Origin of the sequence: Serratia sp. 4542, from assembly GCF_016805595.1 — a bacterium.
Lineage (GTDB): Bacteria > Pseudomonadota > Gammaproteobacteria > Enterobacterales > Enterobacteriaceae > Serratia > Serratia nevei.
This window is the reverse complement of sequence record NZ_RXKV01000005.1, coordinates 20881-35485: the sequence shown is the minus strand read 5'-3', so window position 1 is coordinate 35485 and position 14605 is coordinate 20881. Positions and strand designations below refer to the sequence as shown.

Here is a 14605-nt window from a genome sequence, read left to right as displayed (position 1 = left end):
CATACCGAAATCGGCAACCCGCGAGGCGATGTCATAGTGAAAGAGAACATCGTTCCCCGGCGTCGCTTGCCGGGGCCAGGTTCTATTTTTCAGATAAAGCGGTTCACAGACAGGTCCAGATAGCGAAATTTTCACTGTGCCGGTTAGCAAAGCGCGCCGCTAACGCCAAAGAAGGGCGTTTTTCGGGCTGTCCTTGGCCGTTTGGCGGCTCTGCCTGCGGGGTATCATGGACTTTTATGCGTTTTTGCAGAACAGGACAAGGTGCGGTGCCGTGGTGAAACCCTTCTTACGCAGTGGCAGTTTGGATGATGTGCTGGCTTTAGGCGAAAACGGGCAACCGGTCTACGCCTGCGCGCAGCAGCTGCGGGAAACCCTGCGTCTTCGCCGGCAGCAGCAGGCCGCCGACTGTCTGGCGATCCCCCAGCCGAACGAAAGCGGCACCCGCATCGACTGGTATGCGCCCTTCCCCGGCAAGGTCACCTCCTGGCTGGCGGCGAGCGACGCCCAGCGCACGCAGGCGGTGCGCCACCTGGAACACTGCCTGACGACCTTCCGCAGCCTGACGGAACAGGCCCAGGCGACCGATCACCCCAGCCATCGCCTGTTCGGCGCGCTGCTGGCCAAAGCGATGCACATGCCCGATCCCAACCACGTTTATCTGGTGGACGACCGGCCGGTGCTGACCTTCTGGGGCTTTATCAAGCCGCAGGCGCAGAGCCCGGACGATCCGTTGGCCTGCCTGCGCCCGATCGAAGCAGAGGTGAAAGTCGAAGTGGAAAAACCGGCGCCGATCGCCGCCGCACCGCGTAAACCGGCCGTTGTCGAACCGGTAAAACCGGCCCCGGCCGCCGAGCCCGAACCGGTGCCTGCCCCGGCAGCGCCTATCGCCCCCCCTGCCGCCGTTCGCCCGCGCCGGCGCCACGCGCTGTGGCTGTTGCCCGTACTGCTGCTAGGCAGTGCGGCGCTGGCCGCCTGGCTGCATCGCTCGCCGCCGCAACCGGCGATGCCGACTGAGGTGCAGCATCCGGCGCCGCCGGAAAAAACCGCCGCGCCGTTGCCCAAGCTGCGCTTGCCGCTGGCGCACGCGACGCTGATGCCGCCGCCACCGGCGCCGGTCATCCCGCAGCCGGCGGACAAAAATGCGCTGGTGCTGCCGCCCGAGGCGGTGAAGGCCGGCTCCACCCGTTTCCTTAACGGCAAATGGCGCGCCACGGTGGCGCTGAAAGACCCGATCACCGGCAAACGCCCCGGCCTGCAATACCGTCTGAACGGCGGCAAAGGCAACGCCATCATCGCCTACGGCGACGGCGTCAGCTGCCGGGTGGCGGTCGAAGCCGGGCTGATGCAGTCCGGCAATCTGGTGATCAACAGCCGCACCAAGGCGCGCTGCAGCGACGGTAGCCGCTACCAGATCCCGGAGATCGTTTGCCGCCAGGGCGAAACCGGCGCGGCGGAGTGCACCGGCCGCTACGATGCGGACACCACCTATCCCATGACGTTCAAGCGCGAGAGTAAATGATGCTGGCACCCCTTACGGACTACAAACACGGCATTACGCTGATTCAGGACAGCGGCATTCAGTTTCTGGACTTTGCCCTGACGCCGCTGCTGGACGCCGAGTTTCCCGGCAAATTCGTGCGCAAGACCGCCAGCGGCCCGCTGCTGCGCCTGCAATGGGAGGCCGAGAGCGGCAAATACCAGCTGCCGGCCGTGGGCGACCAGGCCGCCGAAGTGGTGCGGCCGGAGTTCAGCTATCCGCTGCAGCAGTCGCTGCGCCTGCTGGATAAGCTCTGGCTGCCGCTGCCCTTCTTGCGCCACACCCCGGCGGGCCTGTTTTTGTCGGGCCCGGACAACTGGGCGCGCCTGCAGGTGGTGCAGCTGGATGAACCGGATCAGGACGGCAACCTGCTGCGCGTGGTGCTGGCCTTCGACACCCGCGCCGCCGCGCCCGGCCAGGAGACGCTGGCGCCGGGCGAAAGCGATCTCGGCACCGGGCTCAACTTCGCGCTGGCGCACCGCAACCACGAACTGGGCGAGTTTCTCGATCTGACCTGGGTAGACGGCTGGCTGCGCGAAGCGTTCAGCCAGCGCGCCGCCGAGCGGGAGCAGCGTGCCGAAGTGGAGATCAACGCCGGGCTGAAAACCTTCGAGTATCAGGCGCACTACCTCAATCTGCTGCACATGCTCGGCCATCAGCTGGCGGTACCGCAGATAAAGATGGTGGCGGCGACGCTGCAGCAACCGGCGATCGACGTCGATCTGGTGCTGGACGTCGGCAACTCGCACACCTGCGGCGTGCTGGTCGAAGACCACCCGGAAGAGAGCAACGGCCTGAAGCAAACCTACGAGCTGCAGCTGCGTTCGCTGTCCGAACCGCACCGCGTCTACAACGAACTGTTCGAGAGCCGGGTGGAGTTTTCTCAGGCCAGCTTCGGCAAGCCGCATCTGTCGTTCCAGAGCGGGCGCGACGACGCCTTCCAGTGGCCCTCCATCACCCGCGTCGGCCGCGAAGCCGCGCAGCTGGCGCAGCGGCGAACGGGCCATGAAGGCACTACCGGCATTTCCAGCCCGCGCCGCTACCTGTGGGACGAGGAGCGCTATGCGCCCGGCTGGCGCTTCAACGAGCGGCACGAGCCGATGGCCGCCGCCGCGCCGTTGACCACCCTCATCAACGACGAAGGCGTGCCGCTGTCCGCCCTGCCGACGGCGCAACGGCTGCCAGTGTTCGCCGCCCATTACAGCCGCAGCGCGGTGATGACGCTGATGCTGAGCGAGCTGCTGGCGCAGGCGCTGATGCAGATCAACAGCATCGCCCAGCGCAGCCGCATGCCGAACGCCGCCGCGCCGCGCCGTTTGCGCGCCATCATTCTGACGCTGCCTTCGGCCATGCCGAAGCCGGAGCGCGAGATCTTCCGCCGCCGCATGCAGGAAGCGATCGGGCTGGTGTGGAAGTCCCTCGGCTGGCACCCGCAGGATGCGCCGTTCGACGGCGCGCACGTCCGCTTCCCGGTGCCTCAGGTGCAGATGGAGTGGGACGAGGCCACCTGCGGCCAGATGGTCTATCTGTACAATGAAACCCAGGTGAACTTCGCCGGCCGCACCGACGCCTTTTTCGCCGCCATGGCCCGGCCCGACCGGCCGCTGGCGCCGGGTGAGCAGGCGGGAAAAACGCTGCGCATCGCCTCCATCGACATCGGCGGCGGCACCACGGATCTGGCGATCACGCACTATTCGCTCGACGACGGCGTGGGCAACAACATCAAAATCAACCCGCGCCTGCTGTTCCGCGAGGGCTTTAAAGTCGCCGGCGACGATATCCTGCTGGACGCCATCCAGCAGTTTATCCTGCCCGCCGTGCAGCAGGCGTTCGAAGCCGCCGGCGTGAGCGCCGCCCCGGCGTTGATGGACAGGCTGTTCGGCAACGAAGGGCGCATGGACGGGCTTTCTACCCTGCGTCAGCAGGCGGCGCTGCAGATTTTCATGCCCGCCGGACGCGCGCTGCTCGGCGCCTATGAAGAATACGATCCGCTGGACAGCCGGGCGGAAATCGCCGCCAGCCTGGGCGATCTGCTGCCGCAGCCGCCGACGCCGCAGGTGCTGGCGTTTATCAACGGCGAGGTGCAGCGCGAAGCCGACAGCGACGCCTTCGATATTCTGCACACCCCGCTGGTGATCCGCCTGGCCGATCTGCACACCGCCTTCTTGTCCGATCGCATCGGCATCGGCCGCTGCCTGCGCCTGCTGGCCGAGGTGGTGGCGCTGTATACCTGCGACGTGCTGCTGTTGACCGGCCGCCCGGCGCGTTTCCCCGGCGTGCAGGCGCTGCTGCGCCATCTGCAGCCGCTGCCCGCCAGCCGCATTCTGCCGCTCGAGGGCTACCACACCCGCAGCTGGTACCCGTTCAACAAACGCGGCCGCATCGACAACCCGAAATCCACCGCCGCGGTAGGTGCCATGCTGTGCCTGTTGGCGATCGACCTGCGCCTGGAGAGCTTTTACTTCAACGTCGGCGATTTCCAGCCCTACTCCACCATTCGCCATCTGGGCATGCTGGACGGCAACAACATGCTGGCGGACGATAACGTCTATTACCGCGACATCGATCTGGATCGCGCCGACTTCGTGCTCGACCCCGCCGGCAGCTTCCAGCTGCGCGGCCCGCTGCGCCTGGGCTTCCGCCAACTGGACAACGAACGCTGGCCGGCCTCGCCGCTCTATACGCTGACCATTAATGACGCCCAGCTGGCGCGCAAACTGGCCGGCGATGCGGTGATCACCCTGCGGCTGGCCATTACCGCCAGCGCCGAACAGGGCGCAGAAAGCGTCAAGATCGCGCAGGCGTTGCTGGCCGACGGCAGCCCCGTCCCGGCGCACCACCTGCAACTGAAACTCAATACCCTGGCTGCCAGCGCCTCCGGCGCGACCCACTACTGGATAGACAGCGGGAGCATTTACCCACGATGAAAGCTACCACTACCGCCCAATCGGCCCCGAACCACGCACTCAGCACCGGCATTCTGCAGGCGATCGCCTGGGTGGACGCCGCGCGCCGGCAGTCCACCCGTTTGGAACAGGAAGCGGATCGCCTGACGCTGCGCCTGCGCCGTTGCCATAACCGCGCGCTGCAATTGGCGAATGCGCAACCTGAGCAGGTCGCTATCGGCCTGTACGGCCACAACGCCGCCGCCAAGGCCCACCTGCTGGCGGCGCTGGCCCCCGGCGCAGAAAGGCTGCACGCAGACGCCGCGCTGGCGGTGCGTTACGGCGCCGCCGCGCCGTCGCCGTGCGCCGAGTATCCTCTCGCCCTCGCGCTGCTCGATGAAGCGCAATGGCTGGCCATCACGCTCGATGCCGCCGCGATGGGCGGCTTCCGGCTGGACTGGGACGCCCGCGCGATCGCCGGCCATCTGCAAGCGTTGGCGCGCCACCGCCAAACCGTCGCCCTCGACGGCCTCAGCGACAGCGATGTGCTGACGCTGTGGGATAGCCAACGCCGCCACGGCGACAAGGGGCAACAGACGCTGGACAGGCATTTCTGGCCGCAGGCCGTGGCGCTGGCGCCGCAGTTGAGCATTGACGATCGTGCGCGCCTGTTTGCGCCGCTGTGGGGAGAGGAAACAACGCTGACGGCGCGTTATCGCCAGCTGGCACACACGCTGCATGCCCTCGGCGGCAGCCGACAGGTTCATGCTCCGCACCGCGCCTTGCCGCTGCTGGCTGCGAGCGCCACAGCGGAAAACGCGACGATCGTCGTGATGGCCGAACACGGCGGGGAACGGGAGATCGCGCTGAGCGATCTGACCTGGCTGACCGCCGAAGTCACCACCGTTCTGCCGCAAACGGCGCAGACGGGCCTGCCCGCCGACGTGGCGCTGATCGACCTGCCCGGCAGCCGCGCTTGCCCGCAGGCGGAACCGACGCAGCGGCTGCAACAGGCGAAACGCGCCCATTTGCTGACCCGCTGTGCAGACGGCCTGCACGCCAACCTGTTGCTGGTAGCCGATGCGGCCGCCACGCCACAGGACGCCGCCCGCATCGGCCAGGCGCTCTCCAACTGGGTCAACCAGACTCAAGGGGAAACCCCGGCGCTGCGCCAACGCCGCAAACCCGGCCTGATCTGGGCGATCACGCCGTTTGATCAACGCGGGGAAGGCAAAACGCGCCCCGACGACGCCGTACAGCGCCAGGTCGGCGAGCCCGGCGACAGCTGGGCCACGCTGCTGGCGCTGGATGAACAGGATTGCCGCCGTATGGTGAGCTACCTGACCGCTCAGGCGCGCCCGGCCCAGAAGCAAGCGCGCCTGCTCGAACAGCGCGAAGAATTGCAGCGCGAGCTGACGGAAAGCCTGCTCGGCAACTGGCTCACCGCCGCCGATCCACACGCGGCGCAGCAACGCGGCCAGCAGCTGCTGCGAGCGCTGCAGGCGCAGGCCGGCCGCCACGGCGAACTGCTGGAACGGCTGTTACCGCAGCGCGATACGTTGCGCCAGCTTTATCAGCAACAGCAGCACGCCGCGCCGGCCCCGACGGCGACGCCAGCGCCGTTCGGGCTCGATATCGATCTGTTCGGCGCACCGGAAACCCCGGCGCCCGGCGAGCCCCCCGCGTCATCCTTTGCCGCGCGGGTATTCGCGGATTGGATCAACCATCTGCGCAGCCTGCCGGACAGCCGTCGGTTGCTGGAGCTGCTCGGCGTCGAAAAGCCGCACCTGGAACTGCTGGTTGATGCGCTGATCGGCGCCGCCTGCCGCCTGCGGCTCGATGATGAGCTGGAGAACGCGCTGTGCGCCGGGGGCCTGCCGGAACAGAGCGAAGATCGGCAAATCAGCCAGGCGCTGGCGATACTGGGCGACTTTGTCGCCTGGCTCGGTTTCCAGCGGCGCGATGCGGCAACGCGCCCCGAGAGCCGCGTCAATCCCGGCCAGCCGATCTTTACCCCACCGCCGCAGCCGGCGGTGGACTGGAGCCGCCAGCAGCGGTTAACCCGGCTGGCGCCGACGCCGACCAAAAACACCGCGTTTTATATCTATGACTGGCTGATCGGCCTGCAAACCCTGCTGGCGGAGAATGCGGCGACGGAGAGCGCACTCGGCGAGGCGCAGCGCGCGGCGTTGGAAGAGATCGTGGCGACTCTGCGCTAAGCGGCGGCTCTGGCTGCAATAGGGGGAGAAAACAGGATAAATCGGGCGTTGCCGATTATGCTGATGAGTAACGCCGCGATTCTGGGAGAAAATCATGCCCCCTTTCAGCCTGAAGACTATCGACCATGTGGTTCTGCGCGTGCGCGATATGCAGAAAAGCCTGCATTTTTATACCCAGATCGTCGGCTGTGATATCGCCAAACGGCGGCCGGATTTGGGGCTGATGCACCTGCGCGCCGGGGCGGCCATGATTGATCTGGTCGACGTTAACGGCCAGCTTGGAAAAAAAGGCGGCGATGCGCCCGATCCTCACCGGCAAAATGTCGATCACCTCTGCCTGCGCATCGATCCTTTCAACGAAGACGAACTGCTGGCCTATCTGCGATCGCAAGGGATCGCCGTCGATCCCGCTGAAACGCGCTACGGCGCGGAAGGCGACGGGCCGTCGATTTATTTCAGCGATCCGGACGGCAATCGCATCGAGCTTAAGGGGCCGGCGATCGGCTAGATCCTGGCGCTCCCGTGGATGTCGGCCAGCCGTTGGCTATCCACCACCCGCAGCGATTTGTTTTTAAACTGAATAATACCGTCCGCCGCGAGCTGCGCCAGCGCGCGGCTCAGCTGCCTGACGGAGATCCCCAATCTGCCCGCCAGCAACTCCCTGTTTTCGAGCTGAATCTGCAAGCCTTCCTGCTTTATTTTAAATAACAAAAATTTGCGCAGCTTATATTCTGCCGTTAAGCCGCCGCTCGCATGCAGCAATGAAGCGTTAAGCAGCTTGTCGCTTAACTGCCGGCACATAAAGGCGAGGAAAACAGGATCGTGCATGGCCCGCTCTTTGATGGCCTCGATAGGCAGCGTGAAGATCAGCGCGTCCGTAACCGCCTGTACGGTGCTGAACACCGCCCGCTGCGCCTGGGAGAACAGCTCCAGATCGCCTATCACGGAGAAATCCGTTTCGAAGGAAAAGACGATGTGCATGCCGTTCACATCGTAATTCTCAACCTGCAATTTTCCCTGCACGAGAAAAAACAGGTGGGTCAACCGATCGCTTTGCGTCACCAGGTATTCACCGGCCTCGACCCTGACCAGGCGCAGGGCGGCCAGCAGCGGGGGCGAAAGCGCCGTTCGCAGATCGTGAGCTTCGATAAACGCTTCTTTCAGCTTGCTGTCACCGACAGTTTTCACGGCGATTCACTCCCAGGGTTTATCCGTTAACGTTTTGCATCCTATCTTTTCGGCTGCGCCCAGAATAGCCGGCGCACTTCAGAACGAAACAGGACATCTGACCTTTTTTGCCTCGGGCCGTCTGGGTATTTTCTCCGCAGACCCCACCCAAGGAGAGTGCCATGCGACATATTTTGATAGATACCGATACCGCCTCCGACGATGCTGTCGCCCTGCTGATGGCGTTGCGCGAGCCTGACGTGAGGGTGGAAGCGATCACCACGGTCGCAGGCAACTGCCCGCTTGAACAATGCGTCAAAAATGCGCTTATCTGCGTGGAAAAAGCGGGAACCTATGCCCCTCCGGTATACGCCGGCATGGCGAAACCGCTGTTCCGCACGCGCTATCACTCGCACCACATTCACGGCGAAGACGGCATGGGCGACATGGCCTTGCCCGATCCGCAGCTGACCGCCGACCCCATGCATGCCGTGGACGCCATCATCGACTGCGCCGCACGACGCCCTGGCGAGTTGGAGATCGTCACTCTCGGGCCGCTGACCAATCTCGCGATGGCGGTGCTAAAAGCGCCCGCGCTGGCCGAACAAGTGAAAAGGGTTTATGTCATGGGCGGTTCCGGGCTGACGCCGGGCAATATTACCCCGCTGGCCGAATTTAACTTCTACGCCGACGCCGAGGCCGCCCATCTGGTGCTGAATGCCGGGCTGCCCCTCACCCTCGTCGGTTGGGAGATCGGGATGGGGGAAGCGTTTATTGGCGAGGACGATATTGAACGATTGCATCATCTCGGCGAACTGGGGCGCTTTGCCGTGCGCTGTAATCGCACGCTGATGGCGTTCAACGCCAGGCGCACAGAGCGTAAAGGCTTTGATTTGCCCGATCCGACCACCATGGCGGTGGCGCTCTACCCGGACATCGTCGAGACCAGTCTGGAGGCGTATTCCTGGGTAGAATATAAAAGTGAAAGGTCTTACGGCCATTACGTCATTGATTCCACCCATCTGACCGGCGAACCGGCCAATGCCCGCGTGATCACCCGCATTAAACCCGGCCGGTTTAAAGAAAAACTGTTTTCGTTGTTATCTCAGCCGTTAATGAAATAAGTGGCCCGTATGAAATTAGATCCAAGAAAATTGAAGAAAGTGGAATTACACGTCCATTTGGATACCTGTTTAAGCTACCACTATGTCAAAAAGATCGACCCGCAAATAACCAGAACGGCCTTTAATCGGCAATTTATCGCGCCGAAACGATGCGCCGATCTCGGAGACTTTTTAAACAAGATCGCACCGCAAATAGACCTCCTGCAGACGCGCCAGGCGATAGCGCTGGCCGTCGATGACTTGTTCGCGCAGCTGGCGGCGGATAACGTCATCTATGCGGAAGTGCGCTTTGCCCCGCTGCTGCATACCCGGATGGGGTTGAGCGGTGAAGCGGTGGTCGAGACGGTGCTCGCCGCGATGCGTGACGCCGCGCAAACTTACGGCGTCGCCGCCGGGCTGATCCTGTGCACGCTGCGGCATTTCGATGCGGCCGCCAGCCTGCAAACCGCCGGGCTCGTGGTTAACTTTCTGGGCCGCGGCGTGGTCGCGCTGGATTTGGCCGCCGACGAAGCGCGTTACCCGCTGGCCAATCACATAGCGGCCTTTCGGGCGGTGCGCGAAGCCGGCGGCAACGTCATCGCCCACGCCGGTGAGGCGAAGGGCGCCGACAGCGTACGGGAAACGCTGGATAGGCTGCAGGTGTCGCGCATCGGCCACGGCGTCAGGAGCATCGAGGATGCTGCGCTTATCGAGCGCCTGGTAGCCACCGGCGTCCTGCTCGAGATCTGCCCCAGCTGCAATCTCGTCTGCAATCTGTTCGACAGCATCGACAGTCACCCGATAGACCGGCTGAAAAGGATGGGAGTGCGGCTGAACGTGAATACCGATGCGCGCACCGTCGCCGATACCACGCTGAACAAAGAGTACCAGCTGTTGCATGACGCCTTCGGCTGGCAGGATGACGATTTTAACCGCAGCAACCGACAGGCGTTGGAAGCGAGTTTTCTCGACGGCGATACTAAAATTAAATTAATAAATCAGCTCAAGGCCGGGCCAATGTGACCCGGTACGTTTCAAGGCTGAGCGGGTTTTAACGCCCCTGCGCCGCCAACGCCTGGGCGCAGGCCCAGGCCGAGCTCCAGGCCCACTGGAAGTTGTAGCCGCCCAACCACCCGGTCACGTCCACCACTTCACCGATAAAATAGAGCCCCGGCGCCTTGTGGGCTTCCATCGTCTTGGAGGAAAGTTCGTTGGTGTCGACGCCGCCGAGCGTTACTTCCGCCGTGCGATAGCCTTCGGTGCCGTTCGGCTGCACGCGCCAGTTCTGCAACAGATCCACCAGCGCCGCCTGCTGCGGCGCATTCAGCTGCTTCAGCGTGGCCTCCGGCAGTTGTCCCAACGTTTGCAAGCATTCCACCAGCCGCTTCGGCAAGTGCAACGCCAGGGTGTTTTTCAGGCTTTGATTCGGATGCTGGCGGCGCTGGTCATCCAGGAAGGCCGCCAGATCCAGCTCAGGAAGTAAGTTAACGCTCACATACTCACCCGGCTGCCAGTAGCTGGACAGCTGCAACACCGCCGGGCCGGACAGGCCGCGATGGGTGAACAGGATGCTTTCACGGAAGCTGACGCCGTTCTCGGCGGTGATCACTGCCGGCACCGAGACGCCGGACAGCGTCTGCACATGCTCCAGCAGCGGCTTATGCAGGGTAAAAGGCACCAGCCCGGCGCGCGTCGGCAGCACCTTGAGGCCGAACTGCTCCGCCAGCTTGTAACCGAACGGCGAAGCGCCCAGCCCCGGCATGGACAAACCGCCGCTGGCCACCACAAGTGAGCGAGCACTTACTTTTTCACCATTCAGCGCCAGCGCGTAGCCATGTTCGGTTTTCTCCACGCCCAGCACTTCGCTGCGCAGGCGCATCGTCACCTGGCCCAGTTCGCACTCTTTGACCAGCAGATCCACCACCTGCTGCGCCGAGTCGTCGCAGAACAGCTGCCCCAGCGTTTTTTCATGGTAGGCGATGCCGTAGCGGTTGATCAGATCGATGAAGTCCCACTGGGTGTAGCGCGCCAACGCCGACTTGCAGAAGTGCGGGTTGTTCGACAGATAGGCCGCCGGCTCGGCATACATATTGGTAAAGTTGCAGCGCCCGCCGCCGGACATCAGGATCTTGCGGCCCGGTTTTTTGCCGTTGTCGAGCAGCAACACGCGGCAACCGAGTTGCCCCGCCTGCGCGGCGCAAAACATGCCGGCGGCGCCCGCCCCAATCACTACGACATCAAACTGTTCCACCTGAGCCTCACTTATCAAAACCACAATCGCGACAAAAGAGCGCCATATTACGCCGTTTCGCCGCCGGTCACCGCCAAATTCACGGCGGCAGATTGTAAAGCCCCGGCGCCGCCAACGCCATAGTAAGAAAATATTACAGAGGTCAGAGGAGAATAACGCGTTGATATTCCATATTTTTGTTATAGACACGCCCTCATTTCGTCATGTCCAAATCAAAAAAACGTCATATTTTCCTTTTCCCCGGCCCCGGTTGTCACTGATAATGCGCGGCGTTCATGTCCACAAACTGGCGTAACGCTTATGCTGCATTTGTTCGCTGGCCTGGATTTCCATACCGGCCTGATGTTAATTCTCGCATTGTTGTTCGTGTTGTTTTATGAAGCCATCAACGGTTTTCATGATACGGCCAATGCGGTCGCTACAGTTATTTATACCCGCGCCATGCGCTCGCAACTTGCGGTCGTGATGGCAGGTTTGTTCAACTTTCTTGGCGTAATGCTCGGCGGTTTGAGTGTTGCTTACGCCATCGTCCATTTGCTGCCTACCGATCTGTTGTTGAACGTCAGTTCAGCACACGGATTAGCCATGGTCTTCTCCATGCTGTTGGCGGCAATCATCTGGAACCTCGGCACCTGGTATTTCGGTCTGCCGGCCTCCAGTTCCCATACGCTGATAGGCGCAATCATCGGTGTCGGTTTAACCAACGCCCTGATGACCCACACTTCGGTGGTGGATGCGCTTAACGTCCCGAAAATGATTGGTATTTTCCTTTCTCTGCTGTTCTCGCCGCTGGTCGGCATGATGGTGGCGGGAGTGATGGTGTTCGCCTTGCGCCGCTATTGGAGTGGCACCAAGAAACGCCAGCGTATCCACATGACCCCTGCGGAACGTGAAAAGGTCGACGGCAAACGCAAGCCGCCGTTCTGGACCCGTATCGCGCTGATCCTGTCGGCGATTGGCGTCAGCTTCTCGCACGGCGCCAACGACGGCCAGAAAGGCATCGGCCTTATCATGCTGGTGCTGATCGGCGTTGCGCCGGCCGGCTTCGTGGTCAATATGAATGCAACCGGCTATGACATCACCCGTACGCGTGATGCCGTGACCCACCTGCAGCAATATTACCAGCAGCACGGCGACGCGCTGTCGCATGCGGTGTCGCTGACGCCGCTGGTGCCAAGCCCGGATGATGAAGCTGCGCCGAACAAGCCAGCTGAGTTCCACTGCGACAGTTCGCGCGCCATGCCGGCGATCGAGCTGGCTCAGGGCATGCTGACCAACCTGCAAAGCTACGATCAGCTGACGGTTGAGCAGCGCAGCCACCTGCGCCGCCTGCTGATGTGCGTGACCGACACGGCGGATAAAGTCGCCAAGCTGCCGGAAACCTCATCCGCCGACCAGCGCTTCCTGAAGAACCTGCGTCAGGATCTGCTGCAGACCGTCGAGTACGCGCCGATGTGGATCATCGTCGCCGTCGCGCTGGCGCTGTCGCTCGGCACCATGGTGGGCTGGAAACGCGTGGCCACCACCATCGGCGAGAAGATCGGCAAGAAAGGCATGACCTACGCCCAGGGCGTGTCGGCCCAGATGACCGCAGCGCTGTCGATCGGCGTGGCGAGCTATACCGGCATGCCGGTCTCCACCACCCACGTCCTCTCTTCGGCGGTTGCCGGGACGATGATCGTGGACGGCGGCGGCGTGCAGAGCAAAACCGTGAAGAACATCCTGTTGGCCTGGGTACTGACCCTGCCAATCTCGATTCTGCTTTCCGGTGCGCTGTATTGGGTCGCGTTGAAGCTGATCTAAGCGATAAGCATCATGAGAAAGGCGGCCGAAAGGCCGCCTTTTTTTGCCTGCATCAAGGGAAACAGGAAGGCATTAATACCAAATCATCAGCGCTATCAGGCTGATGACCACCAGACCGCACAGGGCCGAGGTCAGCATAAACTGCCCGCGCACCCGCTCGCAGCGGCGAATAAACTCCGGATCGTGGTGCTCGACATAGCGTTGCGCAAAGATATAGCGCACCAGCCTCAGCTGCTTGCTGGGTTGCCCGTGGGCGGTGAAGAAACCGCCGCCGTCAACGTATTGGTACAGCAGCGGGTCACAGCCGCGCAATACCACCAGCAGCGCGCGCAGAGAAGAGTAATACCGCACCATGTTTACCACACACACCACACATAAGGCCCAAAACAGCGCGACGGTACTGATCATGATTGCCCCCTCAAGGCGTTGTTATCCGCGGCCATCCGCCGGGTCCAACCGCCCTACCTCATTACCCGATACTCTGCTGGAGCTTACCGCTCTCATCCCCTTTTTTGCCTGCACGGGCCACGCCCATAACCCACCGCCTCCGGAGACGTTACCGCACCGCACAGAGAGATTTGCACAGCGTGGTTCCACTCAGAGGGGAAATGATGAGGCCCATATCCATCATTGTAGGTTAATGAAACGCAAACTGGCCTGATCAGTGGATAAAATTTACCGCCCCGCGCCGAAACGCCCTCCGCCGGGGCGGGCTAACGGCTGTGATTGGTCGGTTTTTCTGGATAGTCTATCCCGCTCCACGCCGCTGATCTTTCCCCCCACGCTGGCTAGACTCAGGTTTCCGTTACGTTCATCCAAGGAAACTGTTATGGCAAACCATTCAATCAAGGGAAAAACCGTCCTCATCGCCGGCGGCGCCAAAAACCTCGGCGGGCTGATCGCACGCGATTTGGCTGAACAAGGCGCCAAAGCGGTGGTGATCCACTACAACAGCGCCGCTTCCCAAGCCGAAGCGGAAAAAACCGTCGCCGCCATTCAGGCCGCCGGGGCGCAAGGCGTCGCGCTGCAGGCCGATCTCACCACCGCGGGCGCGGTCGAAAAGCTGTTCGCCGATGCGGTCGCCGCCGTCGGCAAGCCGGATATCGCCATCAATACCGTTGGCAAAGTGCTGAAAAAACCGATGGTCGACATCAGCGAAGCCGAGTACGACGAGATGACGGCGGTCAACGCCAAAACCGCGTTCTTCTTCCTGAAAGAGGCGGGCAAGCACCTCAACGACAACGGTAAAATCTGCACGCTGGTCACCTCGCTGCTCGGCGCCTTCACGCCGTTTTACGCCGCTTACGCCGGCACCAAAGCGCCGGTGGAACACTTCACCCGCGCCGCCGCCAAGGAGTTTGGCGAACGCGGTATCTCCGTGACGGCGGTCGGCCCCGGCCCGATGGACACCCCGTTCTTCTACCCGGCGGAGGGCGCGGACGCCGTGGCCTACCACAAGACGGCAGCGGCGCTGTCGCCGTTCAGCAAAACCGGCCTGACCGATATCGAAGACGTGGTGCCGTTCATCCGCCACCTGGTCAGCGACGGCTGGTGGGTAACCGGCCAAACCATCCTGATCAACGGCGGCTACACCACCAAATAAGTTCGACGGGGGCGGAAATGCCCCCGCACCTGCTCGC

Annotated in this window: 11 protein-coding genes; 8 read left to right on the top strand and 3 right to left on the bottom strand. The window is 62.7% G+C overall.

Translation table 11 applies throughout. The features are described 5' to 3' along the window. Nucleotides 1–271 precede the first annotated feature (271 nt). The 4 genes from EKL15_RS06145 (at nucleotide 272) to EKL15_RS06130 (ending at nucleotide 7149) form a co-directional block, all read left to right on the top strand. Nucleotides 272–1519, top strand: a complete 1248-nt coding sequence (locus EKL15_RS06145) for an SrfA family protein (protein ID WP_100396778.1) — start codon at nucleotides 272–274, stop codon at nucleotides 1517–1519. After that, nucleotides 1519–4464 (top strand): virulence factor SrfB, encoded by a 2946-nt coding sequence (locus tag EKL15_RS06140; protein ID WP_203089113.1) that lies wholly within the window; start codon nucleotides 1519–1521, stop codon nucleotides 4462–4464. Before EKL15_RS06145 ends, EKL15_RS06140 begins: the two co-directional genes overlap by 1 nt. Continuing rightward, the gene (locus EKL15_RS06135; protein ID WP_203089112.1) at nucleotides 4461–6641 is read left to right on the top strand and encodes a virulence factor SrfC family protein; all 2181 of its coding nucleotides are present in this window, start codon (nucleotides 4461–4463) and stop codon (nucleotides 6639–6641) included. The genes EKL15_RS06140 and EKL15_RS06135 overlap by 4 nt, the downstream gene beginning before the upstream one ends. Before the next feature lie 94 nt (nucleotides 6642–6735). Then, on the top strand, nucleotides 6736–7149 hold the full coding sequence (locus EKL15_RS06130; RefSeq protein WP_060424441.1) for a VOC family protein: 414 nt from the start codon (nucleotides 6736–6738) through the stop codon (nucleotides 7147–7149). On the opposite strand, the gene EKL15_RS06125 is transcribed toward EKL15_RS06130, so the two are convergent. Next, on the bottom strand, nucleotides 7146–7829 hold the full coding sequence (locus tag EKL15_RS06125; RefSeq protein ID WP_203089111.1) for a Crp/Fnr family transcriptional regulator: 684 nt from the start codon (nucleotides 7827–7829) through the stop codon (nucleotides 7146–7148). The two genes, EKL15_RS06130 and EKL15_RS06125, sit on opposite strands and share 4 nt — an antisense overlap. Nucleotides 7830–7990: 161 nt before the next feature. Between EKL15_RS06125 and EKL15_RS06120 the strand changes: the two genes are divergently transcribed. Next, nucleotides 7991–8932: a nucleoside hydrolase gene (locus tag EKL15_RS06120; protein WP_197847984.1), complete on the top strand. Its 942-nt coding sequence runs from the start codon at nucleotides 7991–7993 to the stop codon at nucleotides 8930–8932. A gap of 9 nt (nucleotides 8933–8941) precedes the next feature. Next, the gene (add, locus tag EKL15_RS06115; protein ID WP_197847983.1) at nucleotides 8942–9934 is read left to right on the top strand and encodes an adenosine deaminase; all 993 of its coding nucleotides are present in this window, start codon (nucleotides 8942–8944) and stop codon (nucleotides 9932–9934) included. A gap of 28 nt (nucleotides 9935–9962) precedes the next feature. Here add and EKL15_RS06110 read toward each other — a convergent pair whose 3' ends face one another. Beyond that, nucleotides 9963–11162, bottom strand: a complete 1200-nt coding sequence (locus tag EKL15_RS06110; protein WP_060441423.1) for an NAD(P)/FAD-dependent oxidoreductase — start codon at nucleotides 11160–11162, stop codon at nucleotides 9963–9965. 300 nt (nucleotides 11163–11462) lie between these two features. Here EKL15_RS06110 and pitA point away from each other — a divergent pair, with 300 nt between their 5' ends. Next, entirely contained in the window at nucleotides 11463–12965 is a 1503-nt protein-coding gene (gene pitA, locus EKL15_RS06105; RefSeq protein WP_033636373.1) for an inorganic phosphate transporter PitA, read from the top strand. A 72-nt stretch (nucleotides 12966–13037) separates the two neighbouring features. Here pitA and uspB read toward each other — a convergent pair whose 3' ends face one another. Next, on the bottom strand, nucleotides 13038–13373 hold the full coding sequence (uspB, locus tag EKL15_RS06100) for a universal stress protein UspB (RefSeq protein ID WP_016930435.1): 336 nt from the start codon (nucleotides 13371–13373) through the stop codon (nucleotides 13038–13040). A gap of 421 nt (nucleotides 13374–13794) precedes the next feature. On the opposite strand from uspB, the gene EKL15_RS06095 reads away from it, so the two are divergent. Then, on the top strand, nucleotides 13795–14568 hold the full coding sequence (locus EKL15_RS06095; protein ID WP_049202881.1) for an SDR family oxidoreductase: 774 nt from the start codon (nucleotides 13795–13797) through the stop codon (nucleotides 14566–14568). Nucleotides 14569–14605 lie beyond the last annotated feature (37 nt).

Bases quoted from the DNA above. Each gene is read 5' to 3' on its own strand.
- EKL15_RS06140 (WP_203089113.1), top strand. From the start codon at position 1,519: ATGCTGGCACCCCTTACGGACTACAAACACGGCATTACGCTGATTCAG.
- EKL15_RS06135 (WP_203089112.1), top strand. From the start codon at position 4,461: ATGAAAGCTACCACTACCGCCCAATCGGCCCCGAACCACGCACTCAGC.
- EKL15_RS06130 (WP_060424441.1), top strand. From the start codon at position 6,736: ATGCCCCCTTTCAGCCTGAAGACTATCGACCATGTGGTTCTGCGCGTG.
- EKL15_RS06120 (WP_197847984.1), top strand. From the start codon at position 7,991: ATGCGACATATTTTGATAGATACCGATACCGCCTCCGACGATGCTGTC.
- add (WP_197847983.1), top strand. From the start codon at position 8,942: ATGAAATTAGATCCAAGAAAATTGAAGAAAGTGGAATTACACGTCCAT.
- pitA (WP_033636373.1), top strand. From the start codon at position 11,463: ATGCTGCATTTGTTCGCTGGCCTGGATTTCCATACCGGCCTGATGTTA.
- uspB (WP_016930435.1), bottom strand. From the start codon at position 13,373: ATGATCAGTACCGTCGCGCTGTTTTGGGCCTTATGTGTGGTGTGTGTG.
- EKL15_RS06095 (WP_049202881.1), top strand. From the start codon at position 13,795: ATGGCAAACCATTCAATCAAGGGAAAAACCGTCCTCATCGCCGGCGGC.